Origin of the sequence: Desulfovibrio sp. (genome assembly GCF_019424165.1) — a bacterium.
Taxonomy (GTDB): domain Bacteria; phylum Desulfobacterota; class Desulfovibrionia; order Desulfovibrionales; family Desulfovibrionaceae; genus Desulfovibrio.
This window is the reverse complement of record NZ_JAHZAA010000035.1, coordinates 1-18,341: the sequence shown is the minus strand read 5'-3', so window position 1 is coordinate 18,341 and position 18,341 is coordinate 1. Positions and strand designations below refer to the sequence as shown.

The window sequence follows — 18,341 nt, the reverse complement described above, 5'->3', positions numbered from 1 at the left end:
TCGGCTCTGGCGCGAAATTCCATTCTGCGAACCATGTCCTGCGGTTCCATCGATCCGGCGGCCAGAATAAGCAGTTGGTTGCGCGTTTCGGCCAGGGCATGTTCCAGGGCCAGGCTCATGGCCTGCGCCTGAAGTTGCGCGTTGCGCGCTATTGCGCGGTTTATGATGTGTTCGATACTGCTGCTTGTTGTCAGAAAGATAAGCAGCAGCACGAAAGTCAGCAGGGGAAGGCCCAGCATGAGCATGCGGCTGACAAGGCTGCGATTCATAAAAAAGGAGGTGACATCCAGGGTGCTTCCGCCGGGAAGCGTTCTGTAGAAGCGCATTGTTCCCCCTTTGCTGTGGTTGCGCAAAAAAGCGCAAGCTTTGCGCCCACTATAGGCATCTCGGGAAAATCTGGCAAGTTTTTTCGCGCAAAATTAAGAAAAAACCGGCAAAATACGGCAATTATTACGCAATGGCATGGTGATTGCTATCTTTTTCACATTCGCTGCGTGACAGTCGGCATGGCCCGGTGGGGGTACTGCCGAAAGAGAGTCCAAAGGATCTCAAAACAGAGTGGAGGGTTCTTATGAAGAAGATGCGCACGCTTATGACCTGGCTGGCTGGCTGCGCGCTCATGCTGGCCGCCATGCCCGGCCTGGCTTTGGCTGCAGGGGGCAAGGCTGCGGCGGTGGTGATTGTGGCCGATACCCGCAAGCTGGACGGCATCCTGTACTGGTGGGCGGAAATGTACAATGAAAGCCACTTCTTTTTCGCCATCCTGACCATGCTCATCATTCCCATTGTGGGCTGCATCCTTGGCTGGCTGGCCGACCTCGTGATGTCGCACATCGGCATTGACCTCAAGCACCGCGAACTGGCCGAAAAGTAAGGAGGCGCATATGGATTGGCTGTATATCTTGATGCCCATCTCCGGCGTGTACATTTTTTGGCCGGGGCTTATCATTCTTGGTTTCGGCGTGGGCATTATCGGCGGGTTTTTTGGCCTGGGCGGCGCGTGGATGGTCACCCCCGGCCTGAACATTCTGGGCTTTCCCATGGCGTTCGCCATCGGAACAGACGTGGCGCAAATGGCCGGTAAATCGCTTATCTCAACCATGCGGCACGGCAAGTTCGGCAACGTTGACTACGCCCTGGGCATCACCATGCTCATTGGTACGGTTGTTGGTGTTGAAATTGGCGCGCAGATGGTCATGTGGCTTGAGCGCATCGGCTCGGTAGACAAGGTTGTGCGCTGGCTCTATGTGGTGCTGCTCATATCCATTGCCTGGCTGGTGTTTCATGACGCCGCCGTGCGTCGCCGCAAGGAACGTGAAGCCAAGGCGCAACACAAGGAACTGGACGCCGCTGCGGTCGGCATTGACTGGGCCTCCAAGCTTCAGGCCATAAGGATACCTCCCGTTGTCCATTACAAGCATGCCAACATCACCTGTTCTGCGTGGCTGCCTATCACCGTCAGCCTCTTCACCGGCTGGCTGGCAGGCATACTCGGTATCGGCGGCGGTCTCATCCGTATGCCCGCTCTTGTCTATCTTGTGGGCTGCCCCACCCATCTGGCAGTGGGTACGGACCTCTTTGAAGTTGCCATCTCCGGCCTGTACGGCACGGCGTCCTACGCGTACAAGGGTCGCGTGGAACTGCTGGCCGCGCTCATCATGCTGTGTGGCGCAGCCGTTGGCGCGCAGATAGGCGTGGTGGCGACCAAGTACGTCAAGGGGTATGGCATACGCTTTGTGTTCGGCCTGGCGGTTCTGGGCTGCCTTATGTCGGTTATTCTCAAGCTTCTGCAGGCAGAATTCCCCGCCTGGGGCTGGCTGCTTGGCCCCCTTGCCACTGTTGAAGTTCTTGGTTTCGTAAGCGCTATCTCCATCTACATTGCGGTGAAGATGATCCAGGGCGCCAAGGCGGAATTGGCCGCCAAGAAGATGCGGGCAGCGAACAGCTAGGAGGGACACCGTCATGAAGATTCGTAGTTTGCTGCTTATACTGGTGCTTGGACTTTCCACTTTCCTCACCGCCTGCAACTTCGAGGGCGGGGTGGAGCAGGGCCGCTGTGTGGCCTTCAACCCCGAAGCCAAAACCCTGACCATCGTGGTTGACGTCACCCACGACCAGTTCAACCCGCACTACAGCGGCGGCGTGCATACATTCAAGCTGCCCACCATTGCCGGTGAAATGGGACCTGCGCCTGAAGCGGGTGGACGCCTCATGATCGACCTTGAAAAGAATACAGTGCTTGTATTTGATCCCGAGTCCAAGACCGTGCGCGAAATTCCCGTGCAGTTTATGGATGTGGAAAAGAATATACGCCCCAGACACCCCAAGGTTGCGGGCAAGACCTTCCCTGTTGTTGACAAGGAACAGCAGACGGTCACCGTATACTCAAACCGCCTGAGCTCCCTGATTACCTTCAAGGTTCCGGCGGACGATATAGACCTGCCCCCCTACGTGTGGGCTGCGGGCAACGAAATGCGCATTGCCTATCGTAATTCGGACAAGAATCAGGCCATACGCATCATGAACGTGAGCAAGACCAATATCTTCAGTAAGTAAGTCATCGGCATCAAGAATACCGGGGCGGGTTCGCCCGCCCCGGTGTAAACGTTTCCGGAGAGCAGCATGAACAGCTACAAGCAGCACCTTTATATCAGTTGCATCCGCATTGCGGCCAACGCGCTTATGGTGGCCGCAGTTTTTGTAGCCATGTATCAGTCGGCACGCAGCTTTGACGCAGCAGAACTGACGTTTTGCGCATGGTTTTTCGGCATCACCGTTCCCCTGTGGGCCGGAGCGATCTGGCTTACGCGCATGGTGCGGCGGCGTTTCCCCGCCGAAGGGCAAAGCATGGTGCAGTTGCCGCGCATGGGCCTGTCACTGGTAAGCTGGCGGGTGCTTGATCAGGTCAGGGATTCGCAACTGGTCCAGCAACGTTAGAGCCGTTTTATCTTGAAGTTGCTTTGAGTATTGCATGAGCAGACTTCCGTCATGAGGCCCATGCAGATTCGGCCCCGTTGACAAGGGGTTGCTGGGCAAGGCAGCGCCGCTGCATGTTAGTGGGTGACACTCCGGAGTGAAGTTACAAATATTTCGAGGACACATGTTCTCAAAGTCCAAATGCTCTAACAGGGGTATGTCATGATTGCCGCCGCCACGTTCAAAGGATACGGTTCATCCATGCAGACTGTTCTTGACGCCGATACTTGGGATGCCTGCCGGAATATCCGCCTACGCCAGCGCCGCCTGGGCACTGTATGCGCCCTGTTGCTGGCCATGGCCCTGTTGGGACTGGTGGACGGCCTGCAAGGCCTGATGCGTTCCGGGACAAACACACTTGAGATGCTGCCGGGCAATGTTGCGGCGCTTTCCGGGCCTCTTACCGTCAAAAATCCCGTAACAGGCGATATAGAGGTGCGCTTTACGCCCCCGGATGCGCCGCTGGTTTTCAACCTTGAAGGTTTTTTTGCCGGATACTGGTTCGGTAACGGCATGTGGCGCGGCACTGTTGCCGCAGAAAACGGCGCAGAAGCCGGTGAGTACCAGATGCGCGTGGCCTTCAGGGGCGCGGCGGCGTCCACGGCCCAGAACTATGCCGTAGTTGTGCGCGCGGATGCCACAGACATGCGTGACCATTCAACCTCTTTTGCCCATCGTCTTACCGGCTGTAATCCCTTTGTGCTGGCTGCGGCTTTTGTCGGCATGGCCCTGGTGGTGGGCGTGGGGGTATACAGGCAGGGCAGCAGGCTCATACGCAAGCTGGTGCGCCTTGGTTGCGGCGAAGTGGTGCGGGTGCAGGAAGAAAAGGACGGTTTGCGTTTGTGGTGCCTGCTTTTCGGCACACGCCCCCCTTATGAGGGAACTGTCTGCTCCGTGATTACCACAGATGGGCGCGTTCTGGCACAGGCCCGCGCGGGTACGGCAGCCAAGGGAGCCTTGCAGCTGTTTATCCGGCGCGACCATGTGCAGGATGCGTCCGAAACCAGTCATGAACAAACATCTTTCGCCGTGCGGCCTGGCTGCCTTGTCTGCCTGCGTCCTCCGTGTACGCAGTCTCCTCCGGCCCCCACAAGCTGAGCCAACCGGCGTTGCGCGGCATGCACATACGCGCCATATGTGCATGCCGCATTTTTTGCGCCCAGCAGAAAAAATATGGATGCAAATGCCAGCACAAAAATGATATCTGAAGCAATGTCATGTTGAAACTGCTCTGACACTTGCGTGAACGTGTGTTCGTTGCAAGATGTAAGTGCAGTTTTTATTTTTTTCTGCGGAGCAAGGAGCGCTTTATAGAGTAATAGGCATATAATTCCGCAGTTAAAATGTGTTGCAGGCTCAATCGCGCTGGACTGACTGGAAAATGCGTATATATTGTCATAGAAGCCACAGGGGGTTGTAGATGGCTAAAAAATCACTGTTTTACGGGGATGCTAAAAAAATGGTGAGCACCTTATGCTATTTCCCAATGTGACCCTTGATACATCAATAAAATCTGTATGCCTGAAACAGTATTGGGCTACCTGCATTACTCTGACAATGTTACAGCTAAAAAATCTGCCCAGCTTGCATACTATGCGGATAATGTGGAAGGGCCAATAATACAGCAACTCGTCAAGACTGAGCTTGCGGATATGCCAAATATTCATGAGGGAAGGTCTGCATACAAAGCCTTTGGCGCGAATCCAGACAGGTATCGTATTCTTCAGAAGGATTGTATCGCAGGCTGCGGCATTGCCTTTGGCTGTACGTCATCTTACCCATTTTTGTTCAGCTACAGCCACGCAGGTCTTTAAGGCAAGTTAACCTTGCACAGAAAATATCGGCTGTGTTGCCAATAAAAAGAGGCGCGGGATATCCCGCGCCTCTTTTTATTGGCTGTATTTTCTTTCTAGCTGTTCAGATCAACCAGAATGGGGTTTTCTTCAAGCTCTTCAAGGAACTTGTCGGGGCGTTCCTTCTGGTCGGGAACCATGATTTCGCCGTTGACGTATTCACGGTAGCCCGTACCGGCAGGAATGAGACGGCCCACGATGACGTTTTCCTTGAGTCCGCGCAGGTAGTCCATCTTGCCCTTGAGGGAAGCCTCGGTGAGCACCTTGGTGGTTTCCTGGAAGGAAGCCGCCGAGATGAAGGAGGACGTGGTGAGCGAAGCCTGGGTGATGCCCAGCACCAGCGGTTCCGCCGTGGCGGGCTGGCGGCCCTCGGCGACAGCCTTATGGTTTTCCTGCTTGAACTCGCCCTTGTCCACCTGTTCGCCCACCAGGAAGCTGGTGCCGCCGGTATCCAGGATGGTCACCTTTTTAAGCATCTGGCGCACGATGACTTCAATGTGCTTGTCGTCAATGCCCACGCCCTGGAAGCGGTAGACTTCCTGAATTTCGTCCACCAGATAACGGGCCAGGTATTTTTCGCCCTTGGTGCGCAGGATGTCGTGCAGCTCGGGGTAGCCTTCGGTCAACGGGTCTCCGGCTTCCACAAAGTCGCCGTCAGCGGCGGTGATGTGTTTGCCCTTGGGAACCAGATATTCCTTGGCTTCGCCGATTTCAGGCGTAACAACCAGCTTGCGCTTGCCCTTGGATTCGCCCGCATAGGTGACCGTACCCGATATTTCGGAAACCACGGCCATGTCTTTGGGTTTGCGCACTTCAAAAAGCTCGGCCACGCGGGGCAGACCGCCCACGATGTCTTTGGTTTTTGCAGTTTCGCGGGGCTTACGGGCGATGATGTCACCAGCCTGGATGTGCTCGCCGTCCCTGACCATGATGATGGAGCCGACGGGCAGGCTGTAGATGGCCGCCGCACCGCCATGGCTGCGCTTTTTCACGTTGCCGTTGTCATCGCAGATGGAGATGGCCGGGCGGAAGTTGGTGGTGCGGTATTCCATGATTGTCAGGCTGGCCTGACGGGTGATGTCGTCCACCTTTTCCTGCACGGTTTTGCCGTCAATAATGTCGGTAAAGCGCAGGGTACCTTCTTCTTCGCACACAAAGGGTTCGTTGAAGGGGTCCCACTCGGCCATGACCGTACCCTTGACCACTTCCTGTCCATCGTGCACCAGCAGGCGCGCGCCGTTGGGCAGGATGTACTTTTCGCGTTCGCGGCCCTGAGCGTCCACGATGGTCAGCTGGCCGCTCTTGCCCAGCACCAGGTGCACGCCGTCCTTGTTGGTAACGGCCTTGACCCGGTTCAGGATAACGCGGCCCGCGTTGAGGGCTTCAAACTTGTTCTTTTCAATGGTGCTGGATGCCGTACCACCGATGTGGAAGGTACGCATGGTCAGCTGGGTACCGGGCTCACCGATGGACTGTGCCGCGATGATACCCACGGTCTCGCCCGTATTGACCAGGTGGCCGCGGCCAAGGTCGCGCCCGTAGCACAGGGCGCAGATGCCGCGTTCGGCCTGGCAGGTGAGGGGCGAGCGCACGGTAACCGAGGAGATACCCTTGTCGCTGATGAGCTGGGCCTCTTTTTCCGAAATAATGGTGTTTTCGGGCAAGAGGATTTCGTCCGGCGCATCGGGATCATGCACGGGGTACAGCAGTACGCGGCCAATGATGCGTTCAGACAGGGGCGTTTTGACATCGCCGCCGTCCTTGAGGTGGGTCAGCTCGATGCCGTCCACCGTGCCGCAATCGTGTTCGGACACGATGACGTCCTGCACCACGTCCACCAGGCGGCGGGTGAGGTAACCGGAGTTGGCCGTTTTAAGGGCCGTGTCCGCCAGGCCTTTACGTGCACCGTGTGTGGAGGTGAAGTACTGCAACACCGACAGCCCCTCGCGGAAGGAGGAGGTGATGGGCGTTTCAATAATTTCACCCGAGGGCTTGGCCATAAGGCCGCGCATGCCCGCAAGCTGGCGCATCTGGTCCTGGTTGCCTCGCGCCCCGGAGTTGGACATCATGAAGATGGGGTTGCAGCTCTGGTTTTTGTCCTGCTTTCCGGTCTTGGGATCGGTGAGCACGTCATAGGATATTTCCTTGATCATTTCCGTGGAAACGTCCTGCGTGGCCTTGGTCCACACGTCCACCACCTTGTTGTACTTTTCTGTACGGGTGATGATACCGTCGCGGTACTGGTGTTCGATGTCGTCCACTTCGGCCTGGGACGAGGCAAGAATGTCTTTTTTGCGGGCGGGAATGGTCAGGTCTTTCACGCCGATGGTCACACCGGCGCGCGTGGCGAACTCGTAGCCCATATCCTTGAGCTTGTCGCAAAGAATGACTGTGGCCTTGATGCCGCACTGGCTGTACGCCGCGCCTACGAGGCGGGCGATATTTTTCTTGGTCAGCACGCAGTTGACATGGTCAAAAGACAGCTTTTCCGGGAGAATGTCGCTCACAAGCACACGGCCGGGCGTGGTGTCGTAGGTGTGGCCGTCAGGCATGCGCACCTTGACGCGCGCGTGCAGCGAAACCATGCCGCCGTCGTAAGCGCTTTCCACTTCCCACGGGGCGCAGAAGCTCATGCCTTCGCCCTTTTCAAAGCTGCGTTCCACCGTCATATAGTAGAGGCCAAGCACGATATCCTGCGAGGGCACGATAACGGGGCCGCCGTTGGCGGGCGAAAGAATGTTGTTGGTGCTCATCATGAGCACGCGGCATTCGATCTGCGCCTCTACAGACAGAGGAATATGCACAGCCATCTGGTCGCCGTCAAAGTCCGCGTTGTATGCGGAGCAGACCAGCGGGTGCAGACGGATGGCCTTGCCTTCGACCAGCAGTGGCTCGAAAGCCTGAATGCCGAGGCGGTGCAGGGTCGGGGCGCGGTTGAGAAGGATGGGGTACTCGCGCACCACTTCCGACAGGATGTCCCAGACAACCAGTTCTTCGCGCTCCACCATTTTTTTGGCGCTCTTGATGGTGGAGGCATGACCGCGTTTTTCCAGTTCCGAGTAGATGAAGGGCTTGAAGAGTTCAAGCGCCATCTTCTTGGGCAGACCGCACTGGTGCAGCTTGAGGTAAGGACCGACGGTAATAACCGAACGCCCGGAGTAGTCCACGCGCTTGCCCAGCAGGTTCTGGCGGAAACGGCCCTGCTTGCCCTTGATCATGTCCGAAAGGGACTTGAGGGGGCGGCCGTTGGTTCCCGCAATGGCGCGGCCGCGGCGGCCGTTGTCAAAGAGGGCGTCCACCGCTTCCTGCAGCATGCGCTTTTCGTTGCGGATGATGATTTCCGGCGCGCCAAGCTCCATAAGCCGCTTCAAACGGTTGTTGCGGTTGATGACGCGGCGGTACAGGTCGTTGAGGTCGGAGGTGGCGAAACGCCCGCCGTCCAGCGGCACGAGCGGACGCAGCTCCGGCGGGATGACGGGAATAACTTCCATAATCATCCATTCGGGCTTGTTGTCCGACTCAAGAAAAGCCTCAACAATCTTGAGACGCTTGGTAAGCTTTTTCTTCTTGGTCTGGCTTTTGGTGGCCTCGCCTTCTTCGCGCAGTTCTGTGCGCAGCTTTTCAAGATCCAGCTCTTCCAGCAGGCTGCGCACGGCTTCAGCACCCATGCCCACGGTCAGCACTTCATCGCTGCCGTAGTGGTCCAGAATCTGCAAATACTGGTCTTCAGAAATGACCTGGCGTTTCTGCAGGTTGGTCTGGCCCGGGTCGAGCACGATGTAAGAGTCGAAGTACAGCACCTTTTCCAGATCGGCCATGGTCATGTCCAGCAGGGTGCCGATCTTGGAAGGCAGGGTCTTCAAAAACCAGATGTGAGCTACGGGCGCGGCCAGTTCAATGTGGCCCATGCGCTCGCGACGCACCTTGGAGGCGATGACTTCAACACCGCATTTTTCGCAGACAATGCCGCGGTGCTTCATGCGTTTGTATTTGCCGCAGTTGCACTCATAGTCCTTCACGGGGCCGAAGATTTTGGCGCAGAAAAGGCCGTCGCGCTCAGGCTTGAAGGTACGGTAGTTGATGGTTTCCGGCTTTTTTACCTCACCGTAGGACCATTCGCGAATGGCTTCAGGAGAGGCAATGGAAATCTGGATGGCTTTCAGATTGCGGATGTTGGTCACGTTGGCCGACGTGCCGCGAGCGGTGAAAAGATCGTCCAGGCTCATATATAATACCTTGCTTTGGTAAAAGCTCGTTGGAATCGTTAGCTCTGCTGTCGTCAGCCGTGAGCGGGGATGCCGCTGACGGCTGACGCAACGCTTGTCCGTGCCCGCCGAATGGGGCGGTTTAAGCCTCGTCCTCGCGTTCTCTCATATAGCCCGTACGCTTGGGCTTTTTCTTGCCTTCTTCCTGGTGCAGGGTCACGTTAAGCCCAAGGCTCATGAGTTCCTTGACCAGAACGTTGAAGGACTCGGGCAGACCGGCTTCAAGGAAGTTGTCGCCCTTGACTATTTTTTCGTACATTTTCACGCGCCCGGTCACGTCGTCGGACTTGACCGTGAGGAACTCCTGCAACAGGTAGGCGGCGCCGTAAGCTTCAAGCGCCCACACTTCCATTTCACCCAGGCGCTGGCCGCCGAACTGGGCCTTGCCGCCCAGAGGCTGCTGCGTAACCAGAGAGTAGGGGCCTGTGGAACGGGCGTGGATTTTTTCGTCCACCAAGTGGTGCAGTTTGAGCATGTACATGACGCCCGTGGTCACACGGTTCTTGAAGGCTTCGCCCGTGCGGCCGTCGTAAAGAGTTGTCTTGCCGTCATTGGCAAGACCGGCTCTTTCCATCCAGCTCCATATTTCTTCTTCGGTCGCGCCGTCAAAAACAGGCGTTTTGGTCACGATGCCGTTGCGCAGCTTGCTCACAGAGGCCTTGAATTCCTCGTCATCCATCTCTTCCACCAGGGCGTTGATGTCGTCAGAGCTGAAGATGCTCTTCACTTCATCACGCAACACCTGCATGGCCGCGCCAGAGTCCAGAAGTTCCGCCAGTTGGCGGCCCAGTTCCTTGGCTCCCCAACCGAGGTGGGTTTCCATGATCTGACCGATGTTCATACGCGAGGGTACGCCCAGGGGGTTGAGCACGATGTCCACGGGGCGGCCATCGGCAAAGAAAGGCATGTCTTCTTCCGGCAGAATGCAGGAAACAACACCCTTGTTGCCGTGGCGGCCAGCCATTTTGTCGCCCACAGAAAGCTTACGCTTGATGGCGATGTGCACTTTGACCATCTTGATGACGCCGGGGGGCAGATCATCGCCTTCAGTGACCTTTTCGCGCTTGGAATCGTAAATGGCGTGCAGGTAGTCGACCTGCTGGTCATAGGGCTTGAGGATCTCGGCCACGGCATCGTTGACTTCCTTGCTCTTGAAGAGGCCGGAAAGCTTCTTCACCGGCAGGCTGGCCAGCATTTCTTCGGTCAGGGCCGCGCCGGCTTCCACCAGCACTTCTCCCTTCTTTTTACCGGGCAGGGATGAGGCCACCTGTTTGCCCACCACGTGCGGAATCAGCAGCGCGCGGGTACGGTCCGTAAGGGCGCGCATGTGATCGGCTTCTTTCTGGTCGAGCACTGCGGTGTCATGGCCCTCAATGGCCAGGGTGCGGTCGTCTTTTTCGCCGGAACGGCGGTTGAAGACCTTGACGTCAATAATGGTGCCTTCCACTCCCGGGGGGACCTTGAGGGACGTGTTTTTCACATCCCTGGCCTTTTCGCCGAAGATGGCCCGCAGGAGCTTTTCTTCGGGGGTAAGCTGGGTTTCGCCCTTGGGGGTGATTTTGCCTACCAGGATGTCGTCGGGCTTGACTGCCGCGCCGATGCGGATAATGCCGCTTTCATCCAGGTTGCGCAGCATGTCTTCGCTGACGTTGGGAATATCGCGGGTGATTTATTCGGGTCCCAGCTTGGTATCGCGGGCCACCACCTCGAATTCTTCAATGTGGATGGACGTGAAGACGTCTTCCTTCACCGTGCGTTCGGAGATAAGGATGGAGTCTTCATAGTTGTAGCCGCACCAGGGCATGAAGGCCACCACCAGGTTCTTGCCGAGGGCCAGTTCGCCATCGTCAATACCGGGGCCGTCAGCCAGAATCTGGCCTTTTTTGACAATCTGGCCGGGGTAGCAGCTGGGCTTCTGTCCAAAGCAGGAGTTCTGGTTGGACTTGTGGTACTTGAGCAGGTCGTAAGCGCGTACGCCGCCCTGCTTTTTGTACACATCACCCTCGTAGGCCACCACGATGCGGTCCGCATCCACGTATTCGATCTTGCCGTCAGCGGGAGCAACAATGCACGCGCCGGAGTCGCGGGCCACGTCCACTTCCATGCCGGTTCCCACAAGGGGCTTCTCGGACCGGAGCAGGGGCACGGCCTGACGCTGCATGTTGGAACCCATGAGCGCACGGTTGGCGTCGTCATGCTCCAGAAAGGGAATGAGTGCGGCCGAAATGGAAACCATCTGGCTGGGCGAAATGTCCATAAGGGTCACTTCGTCGCGATGGCGCATTTCCACTTCGCCCTTGACACGCACGGTAACGAATTCATCCACCAGGTTGCCCTGCTCATCCAGCACCGCGTTGGCCTGCGCCACCACCTGATCCCCTTCGCGGGAGGCGTCAAGGTGGACCACGTCGTCGGTGACCCGGCCTTCACGCACCACATGATAGGGCGTTTCAATGAAGCCGTAGTCATTGACCTTGGCAAAGGTGGTCAGCGAAACGATAAGGCCGATGTTGGGACCTTCAGGCGTTTCAATGGGGCAGATGCGGCCATAGTGCGAGGTGTGCACGTCGCGCACTTCAAAGCCTGCGCGTTCACGGGTCAGGCCACCGGGTCCCAGAGCCGAAAGGCGGCGCTTGTGCGTCACTTCGGAAAGGGAGTTGGTCTGGTCCATAAACTGCGACAACTGCGATGTGCCGAAGAATTCTTTCAGCACGGCAGCCACAGGCTTGGGGTTGATAAGGTCATGCGGCATGAGCGTGGAGATTTCCTGCAGGCTCATGCGCTCCTTGATGGCGCGCTCCATGCGGACAAGGCCGATGCGGTACTGGTTTTCCACCAGTTCGCCCACCAGGCGCACACGACGGTTGCCGAGATGGTCGATATCGTCGGCGGGGCCGTGGCTGTCCTTGAGGTTGACCAGCACCTTGATGGCCGTGAGAATGTCGTGGTCCGTCAGGGTGCGCAGGTCGGAGGGCTCATCCAGGCTGAGGCGCTGGTTGAGCTTGTACCGGCCCACGGGCGACAGATCATAGTAGTCGGGATTGCGGAACAGGTTGTCAAAGAAGCTGGCCGCAATTTCCGCTGTGGGCGGCGAAGAAGGACGCAGACGACGGTAGATTTCCTCCTGCGCCTTCAACTGGTCCGGAATGCGGTCCAGCATGAGGGTGTCGCGGATGGAGGAAGAGGTGTCGTTGCCCTTGGTATGCAGCACGTTGACGCGGTTGATGCCCGCATCACGTATGCGGTCCAGCAGCCCGGGAGTGATCTCGTCCGCAGCTTCGGCCAAGAGTTCGCCGGTTTTGGGGTCCGCCACATCTCCGGCCAGGAACATGCCGTCCAGAGTGTCGGGGCGCATCTCAATGGCTTCGATGCCCGCTTCGCAGATAAGACGCCAGCTGCGCTTGGTAATGGGCTTGCCGGCCTTGACAATGACATTGCCTTCACTGTCGACGATGTCGGCATAGGCGTTGTCCTTGCGGTACAGTTCCTTGCGCACTTCCCAGAAAATGGTGTTGCGTTCTTCCAGACGGTAGGTTTCCTGCGTATAGAAGTAGTCAAGGATCTGTTCCTTGCTCATGCCCATAGCCTTGAACAGGATGGTGGCGGGCATTTTGCGCCGACGGTCGATGCGGACGTAGAGAATGTCCTTGTGGTCAAAGTCGAAGTCCAGCCAGGAACCGCGCATGGGGATGACCCGGCACGAATACAGCACTTTGCGGCTGGTATGCGTCTTGCCGCCGTCGTGCTCGAAAATGATGCCGGGCGAACGCTGCAACTGATTGACGATGACGCGTTCGGTACCGTTTATGATAAAGGTACCCTTTTCGGTCATGAGGGGCAGGGTACCGAAATAGATATCCTGCTCCTTGATGTCGCGAATGGTCCGGTTGCCCGAAGCTTCGTCGGCATCATACACCACAAGGCGCACTTTAATGCGCATGGGGGCTTCGTACGTCAGGCCTTTCGAAATACATTCGGCCTGGTCGTATTTTGGCTCGCCTATTTCATAGCTGACAAATTCCAGACTGGCAGTTTTGTTAAAGTCTTCAATGGGAAAGACCGTATGAAAAACGCCCTCAAGCCCTTCATCAGGGCGGCGTTCGGCTTCTGGAACACCTTCCTGAAGAAACTTTTCATATGAGTCTATCTGCAGATTCAGCAGATGGGGAATGGGGAGGGAGATCTTGATCTTGCCGAACTGTTTGGTGAGCTGGCCCATGGGTACCTCAAGATAGGTAGCGGTTGCGCCCCGGCGGAGCGACAAAGAAGTATCTGCCGAAGCCGGCGGGCAAAAAACATGCTGTCACTGCACCCTGAAAGCGTAAGACACGGCGGGAGGCAATTGCTTACTGTGCGGGGTAAGGCGAAAAAAACCCATCCCTGTCTGGGTAAACAGGGCTTGGGCTCGGGTATCTACCTTAAAAATATGTACTTATACAGTAAGTTATATTAAACAGAAAAAGGCCTCCTGTGCCGTTCATGAAAGAGGATACATAATAAGAAATTTAAGTTTTGGCAAGCTTTTTTTGGAATAAATTTTCCGCTTGCCAAATATAAACAAAAAATACGCCGTTGGCAAAAAGAAAATACGCTTGCAAAAACAGAATGTCAGCAGAATAAAAGCTGTGTCCAATAAAAAAGCGGGGCCAGAAGGCCCCGCCATAAAGCGCGTAAAAAACGTGCTTACTTCACTTCGACAACAGCGCCGGCTTCGGTCAGCTGCTTCTTGGCGTCTTCGGCTTCTTCCTTGGACACGGCTTCCTTCAGGGTGGAGGGGCAGCCGTCGACCTTTTCTTTGGCTTCTTTGAGGCCAAGGCTGGTCAGAGCGCGCACAACCTTGATGACGCCGATCTTGTTGGCGCCGGCTTCCTTCAGGATGACGTCGAACTCGGTCTTTTCTTCAGCGGCATCAGCAGCGCCACCGGCGGCCGGGGCGGCCACCATCATGGCAGCGGCGGGGGCAGCGGCAGACACGCCAAACTTTTCTTCCAGTTCCTTGATGAACTCGGAGAGTTCAAGAACGGTCATATTGGAGATAAATTCAACAACTTCTTCTTTGGTAACGGCCATGATAGTCTCCTGATCTTTGGCTTAAAGTCGGATGATTGCGGTGATGCACAACTAGGCGGCATTGGACTTCTGCTCTTCAATACCCTTGAGGGCATAGAGCAGGCCACGCAGCACGTTGGCAAACAGCGACACAAAATTGGTGGGCACGGCGTTCATTGTGCCGAGCAGATGGCCAAGAAGCTGTTCCCTACCGGGCAGCTTGGCCAGAGCGTCAATCTGGGCGGCTTCAAGAGCCTTGCCGTCCAGGCTGGCGCAGCGCAATTCAAAAAGCTTGCTCTGCTTAGCAAAATCACTCAACGCCTTGGCCACCGCCACAGGGTCATCGAACCCAAAGGCCACGCCGATGTTTTCGCGGAACTTGTCCTTGATTACGTCGTGCGTGCCGTCGGTCAGAGCTATACGCGCCAGCGTGTTTTTAACGACGAGATATTCGCCGCCAGCCGTGCGAAGGCTGCCACGCAGGTTCGTCAGCTCTTCCACCGTCATACCCTTGAAGTCCGTCAGCACAGCAAAAGAAGCTTTGTCGGCCTTGGCCTTGATGGCTTCAATAACTGCGGCTTTTTCAGACCTTTTCACGTGATACCTCTCACGTTCGGGGTTGCCAGGTGGAATGCCGAGCCAAAGTAGAAGCGTCTGGGCAGGGCAATTAAGGGCTAGGCCCGCCTGCCGTCTTCGACTCGTATTCCTGTTCCTTAGACATTTTGATGGCGGCCTGTAAACCAGGCCGCCATCAAACTTGAGAGTTACCCCTCAAGAAATTTTTTGACCTGGGTCATGTCCACTTTGAAACCGGGACCCATCGTCGTGGAAATAGTCATGGAGACCATATAGGTGCCTTTGGCCGAAGAAGGCTTGAGGCGGTTCACAGTATCAAGCAGGGCCTTGAGGTTGCCGAGAATTTTTTCGGTACCAAAAGAAGCCTTGCCCAAAGGCGCATGCAGCACGCCGGCCTTGTCCACCTTGAAGTCAACGCGACCGGCCTTGAGTTCACTCACGGCTTTGGTCACGTCAAAGGTGACGGAGCCGGTCTTGGCGTTGGGCATGAGGCCGCGGGGGCCAAGCAGGCGGCCGATCTGGCCCACAAGGGCCATAACGTCGGGAGTGGCAACGGCAGCGTCAAAGTTGAGGTTGCCGGCTTTGACTTCGGCCACCAGGTCTTCAGCACCCACGATATCCGCACCGGCTTCGCGGGCTTCAGCCTGCTTTTCGCCCTTACAGAAAACGGCCACGCGCACGGTCTTGCCAAGCCCGTTGGGCAGGGTGACGGCGCCGCGCACCATCTGATCGGAATATTTGGGGTCAACACCGAGACGGATGGCCACGTCTACGGTTTCATCAAATTTGGCAAGGGCCGCGCCCAGCGACTTGCCAACAGCGTCTTCAATGCTGAAACGCTCCAGAAGGTCTGTACCTTCAAGGGCATTGCGAAATTTTTTGCCATGTTTGGGCATGAGATAATCCTTGTCGTTTTGCATCTCCTGCCGGTCTTCTGCTTGAGCGAAGGCGGCAGTACAATTGATTTCAACGATGGCGTTGCAGGCGGAGTCTGTTTAGAACCGCCGGGCTGCGCCCAAGGCCGATAAAGCTGCAAACTGCATGGGGCCGTAACCCCCGCGATGCGGCGTGGCCTTATTTAACGTCAATGCCCATGCTGCGAGCCGTACCCGCAATGGACTTGATGGCAGATTCCAGGCAAGCGGCATTGAGATCGGGCAGCTTGAGCTTCGCGATTTCTTCCACCTGGGCCATGGTCAGGCTGCCAACCTTGTTACGGTTGGGTTCGCCGGAGCCTTTTTCGATCTTGGCGGCCTTCATGATCAGCACCGAGGCCGGAGGCGTCTTGGTGATGAAGGTGAAGGAACGGTCGGCGTACACCGTGATGACCACAGGAATGATCATGCCTTTCTGGTCCTGGGTACGGGCATTGAACTCTTTGCAGAAGCCCATAATGTTCAGGCCGTGCTGACCCAGGGCGGGACCCACCGGCGGGGAGGGGTTGGCCGCGCCCGCAGGAATCTGCAATTTGATTTTGGCAACTTCTTTTTTGGCCATTTGCTTTGTCCTTCATCAATGCTCGCGCAGATCGGCCGTGGCCGCCGCGCGGGGGCAAGTCATTAAGCAAGGTTAGGTGGCATTTTTTACGGCGTGCTGATCAAGGGTGCTGCAACGCGCCGTGCGGACAGGGAATGTATCCCTTCCGCAAAAACCCTTCGGAAACGAAGGGTTCTAGCCTTTGGAAACCTGCGCAAAGTCCAGTTCCACCGGCGTCTGTCGCCCGAAAATGGAGACGGAGACGCGCAGCTTCCCCTTGTCGTAGTTAACGTCTTCCACCACGCCGTTAAAGCCTCCAAAAGGCCCTTCAATGACGCGCACCTCGTCACCCCTGTCAAAGTTGAACTTGGGTCTCGGGGTTTCCTGGCGTGTTTCCATCAGTGACAGAATGCGTTCCGCCTCTCCATCACGCATGGGGGTGGGACGGTTTTTGCCGCCCACAAAACCTGTAACCTTGGGTATGGACTGCACCAGATGCCAGGACAGGTCGGTCATGACCATGCGCACCATCACATAACCGGGGTAGAACTTGCGCGTAGAAGTGCGCTGCTGTCCGCCCTTGGTAGGTTCAATGACCTTTTCGGTAGGAACCACCACTTCTTCAATCAGGCCTTGTTCCTGCCCGGTGCGGCGCAACTCGTTAATGGTTTTCTGCACACGCTGCTCGAATCCCGAGTAGGTGTGCACAATGTACCAGCGAGCTTTTTTCGACAGCTCGGAAGTTTCGTCGATAACAGGATCTTTCATATCGGCCTTCAGGACAGTATGGTCTTGATCAGGGATGACAGACCAAGGTCAACCAACCCCAAAATGACGGCCATCACGGCTACAAAACCCAACACAGCCAGTGTGGCTTTACGTGTTTCTTTTACCGTGGGCCACGTCACTTTGCGCAATTCGGCCTTGGCGTCTTCGACATAGCGCGCAAAGCGCACGAAGACGTTGGGGGCTTTATCGGCCTTGAGGTCGGCAGCTTGAGCTTGTTTTTTTGCCATGATGTTGTCCGGAGATAAAAAATGGCAGGGCAGGAGGGATTCGAACCCCCAACATGCGGTTTTGGAGACCGCCGCTCTAGCCGTTAGAGCTACTGCCCTGCGTTTATGAAGTCACTACCGGGTTTCGCGGTGAACCGTGTGGGTTCTGCACCAGGGGCAGAACTTTTTCAGTTCGACACGACCCGTCGTGTTCTTCTTGTTCTTGACCGTGGCGTAATTGCGGCGCTTGCATTCGGTGCAAGCGAGCAGGATGTTGACGCGCATGGCTTTACTCCACGATTTCCGTCACAACACCAGCGCCGACGGTACGACCACCTTCGCGGATAGCGAAGCGGAGGCCCTTTTCCATGGCGATGGGGTGAATGAGCTCGACATTAAAGGTAGCGTTATCGCCGGGCATAACCATTTCAACGCCTTCTTCAAGAGCGATGATACCGGTGATGTCGGTGGTACGGAAGTAGAACTGAGGACGATAGCCGGTGAAGAACGGGGTATGGCGGCCGCCTTCTTCCTTGGACAGAACGTACACTTCAGCCTTGAACTTCTTGTGGGGCGTGATGCTCTTGGGAGCGGCGAGAACCTGGCCGCGTTCCACTTCGTCACGCTTCGTGCCGCGGAGCAGAGCGCCGATGTTGTCGCCGGCCTGGCCCTGATCGAGCAGCTTGCGGAACATTTCGACGCCGGTGCAGGTCGTCTTCACGGTGGGACGGATACCCACGATTTCGACTTCTTCGCCGACCTTGATGATGCCACGTTCCACACGACCGGTGACCACGGTACCGCGGCCGGAGATGGAGAACACGTCTTCGATGGGCATCAGGAAGGGCTTGTCGGTTTCGCGGACCGGATCCGGGAAGTAGCTGTCGCAAGCGGCGAGCAGTTCGAGCACGCACTGGGCGTCAGGGGAATCAGCGCTATCGGATTCCAGAGCCTTCAGAGCGGAACCGCGGACAACCGGGATTTCATCGCCGGGGTAGCCGTAGGAGCTCAGCAGTTCGCGGACTTCCATTTCGACGAGTTCGAGCAGTTCGGGGTCGTCGACGAGGTCGCACTTGTTCATGAACACGACGAGGTGAGGCACGCCGACCTGACGGGCGAGCAGGATGTGCTCACGGGTCTGGGGCATGGGA

At 56.7% G+C, this 18,341-nt stretch carries 15 protein-coding genes, 1 tRNA gene and 2 pseudogenes; 6 read left to right on the top strand and 12 right to left on the bottom strand.

Annotation, left to right across the window (positions count from 1 at the left end):
* Positions 1-326: pseudogene (locus QZ377_RS10495) on the bottom strand (ArsR family transcriptional regulator); the annotation flags it as partial.
* A 245-nt stretch (positions 327-571) separates the two neighbouring features.
* Between QZ377_RS10495 and QZ377_RS10490 the strand changes: the two are divergent.
* The 6 genes from QZ377_RS10490 (at position 572) to QZ377_RS10465 (ending at position 4,790) form a co-directional block, all read left to right on the top strand.
* Entirely contained in the window at positions 572-874 is a 303-nt protein-coding gene (locus QZ377_RS10490) for a DVU0150 family protein (RefSeq protein ID WP_012625265.1), read from the top strand.
* Between the two features lie 10 nt (positions 875-884).
* Positions 885-1,949: a sulfite exporter TauE/SafE family protein gene (locus tag QZ377_RS10485; protein WP_291441093.1), complete on the top strand. Its 1,065-nt coding sequence runs from the start codon at positions 885-887 to the stop codon at positions 1,947-1,949.
* Between the two features lie 13 nt (positions 1,950-1,962).
* Positions 1,963-2,556, top strand: a complete 594-nt coding sequence (locus QZ377_RS10480) for a DUF4881 domain-containing protein (protein ID WP_291441092.1) — start codon at positions 1,963-1,965, stop codon at positions 2,554-2,556.
* Between the two features lie 66 nt (positions 2,557-2,622).
* Complete coding sequence (locus tag QZ377_RS10475; protein ID WP_291441091.1) at positions 2,623-2,937, top strand: hypothetical protein; 315 nt, start codon at positions 2,623-2,625, stop codon at positions 2,935-2,937.
* A gap of 201 nt (positions 2,938-3,138) precedes the next feature.
* Positions 3,139-4,074, top strand: a complete 936-nt coding sequence (locus QZ377_RS10470; protein ID WP_291441090.1) for a hypothetical protein — start codon at positions 3,139-3,141, stop codon at positions 4,072-4,074.
* A 419-nt stretch (positions 4,075-4,493) separates the two neighbouring features.
* Positions 4,494-4,790: a hypothetical protein gene (locus QZ377_RS10465; RefSeq protein WP_291441089.1), complete on the top strand. Its 297-nt coding sequence runs from the start codon at positions 4,494-4,496 to the stop codon at positions 4,788-4,790.
* 95 nt (positions 4,791-4,885) lie between these two features.
* Here the strand turns inward: QZ377_RS10465 and rpoC are convergent, their stop codons facing one another.
* From rpoC to QZ377_RS10410, 11 genes and pseudogenes are all read right to left on the bottom strand, one after another.
* On the bottom strand, positions 4,886-9,055 hold the full coding sequence (gene rpoC, locus QZ377_RS10460; protein WP_291441088.1) for a DNA-directed RNA polymerase subunit beta': 4,170 nt from the start codon (positions 9,053-9,055) through the stop codon (positions 4,886-4,888).
* A gap of 121 nt (positions 9,056-9,176) precedes the next feature.
* Positions 9,177-13,313 (bottom strand): annotated as a pseudogene (gene rpoB, locus QZ377_RS10455) (DNA-directed RNA polymerase subunit beta).
* Between the two features lie 464 nt (positions 13,314-13,777).
* Positions 13,778-14,164 (bottom strand): 50S ribosomal protein L7/L12, encoded by a 387-nt coding sequence (rplL, locus tag QZ377_RS10450; RefSeq protein ID WP_012625258.1) that lies wholly within the window; start codon positions 14,162-14,164, stop codon positions 13,778-13,780.
* A gap of 51 nt (positions 14,165-14,215) precedes the next feature.
* Positions 14,216-14,740 (bottom strand): 50S ribosomal protein L10, encoded by a 525-nt coding sequence (gene rplJ, locus QZ377_RS10445; protein WP_291441087.1) that lies wholly within the window; start codon positions 14,738-14,740, stop codon positions 14,216-14,218.
* A gap of 167 nt (positions 14,741-14,907) precedes the next feature.
* Positions 14,908-15,615 (bottom strand): 50S ribosomal protein L1, encoded by a 708-nt coding sequence (rplA, locus tag QZ377_RS10440; protein ID WP_291441086.1) that lies wholly within the window; start codon positions 15,613-15,615, stop codon positions 14,908-14,910.
* A gap of 178 nt (positions 15,616-15,793) precedes the next feature.
* Positions 15,794-16,216, bottom strand: a complete 423-nt coding sequence (rplK, locus tag QZ377_RS10435; RefSeq protein WP_291441085.1) for a 50S ribosomal protein L11 — start codon at positions 16,214-16,216, stop codon at positions 15,794-15,796.
* Between the two features lie 174 nt (positions 16,217-16,390).
* On the bottom strand, positions 16,391-16,963 hold the full coding sequence (nusG, locus tag QZ377_RS10430; RefSeq protein WP_012625254.1) for a transcription termination/antitermination protein NusG: 573 nt from the start codon (positions 16,961-16,963) through the stop codon (positions 16,391-16,393).
* A gap of 8 nt (positions 16,964-16,971) precedes the next feature.
* Positions 16,972-17,211, bottom strand: a complete 240-nt coding sequence (gene secE / locus QZ377_RS10425; protein WP_012625253.1) for a preprotein translocase subunit SecE — start codon at positions 17,209-17,211, stop codon at positions 16,972-16,974.
* Between the two features lie 22 nt (positions 17,212-17,233).
* Positions 17,234-17,310 (bottom strand) — tRNA-Trp (locus tag QZ377_RS10420).
* Between the two features lie 15 nt (positions 17,311-17,325).
* Positions 17,326-17,475, bottom strand: coding sequence for a 50S ribosomal protein L33 (gene rpmG / locus QZ377_RS10415; RefSeq protein ID WP_005027871.1), 150 nt, complete (start codon positions 17,473-17,475; stop codon positions 17,326-17,328).
* Positions 17,476-17,479: 4 nt separating this feature from the next.
* Positions 17,480-18,341, bottom strand: an 862-nt coding sequence (locus QZ377_RS10410) for an elongation factor Tu (protein WP_291441084.1), incomplete at its 5' end; no start/stop codon positions are given.

Coding starts and splice junctions, on each gene's coding strand:
- rplA (WP_291441086.1), bottom strand. CDS start 15,615: ATGCCCAAACATGGCAAAAAATTTCGCAATGCCCTTGAAGGTACAGAC.
- rplK (WP_291441085.1), bottom strand. CDS start 16,216: ATGGCCAAAAAAGAAGTTGCCAAAATCAAATTGCAGATTCCTGCGGGC.
- rpmG (WP_005027871.1), bottom strand. CDS start 17,475: ATGCGCGTCAACATCCTGCTCGCTTGCACCGAATGCAAGCGCCGCAAT.
- QZ377_RS10470 (WP_291441090.1), top strand. CDS start 3,139: ATGATTGCCGCCGCCACGTTCAAAGGATACGGTTCATCCATGCAGACT.
- QZ377_RS10490 (WP_012625265.1), top strand. CDS start 572: ATGAAGAAGATGCGCACGCTTATGACCTGGCTGGCTGGCTGCGCGCTC.
- QZ377_RS10475 (WP_291441091.1), top strand. CDS start 2,623: ATGAACAGCTACAAGCAGCACCTTTATATCAGTTGCATCCGCATTGCG.
- secE (WP_012625253.1), bottom strand. CDS start 17,211: ATGGCAAAAAAACAAGCTCAAGCTGCCGACCTCAAGGCCGATAAAGCC.
- QZ377_RS10480 (WP_291441092.1), top strand. CDS start 1,963: ATGAAGATTCGTAGTTTGCTGCTTATACTGGTGCTTGGACTTTCCACT.
- rplL (WP_012625258.1), bottom strand. CDS start 14,164: ATGGCCGTTACCAAAGAAGAAGTTGTTGAATTTATCTCCAATATGACC.
- nusG (WP_012625254.1), bottom strand. CDS start 16,963: ATGAAAGATCCTGTTATCGACGAAACTTCCGAGCTGTCGAAAAAAGCT.
- rpoC (WP_291441088.1), bottom strand. CDS start 9,055: ATGAGCCTGGACGATCTTTTCACCGCTCGCGGCACGTCGGCCAACGTG.
- QZ377_RS10485 (WP_291441093.1), top strand. CDS start 885: ATGGATTGGCTGTATATCTTGATGCCCATCTCCGGCGTGTACATTTTT.
- QZ377_RS10465 (WP_291441089.1), top strand. CDS start 4,494: ATGCCTGAAACAGTATTGGGCTACCTGCATTACTCTGACAATGTTACA.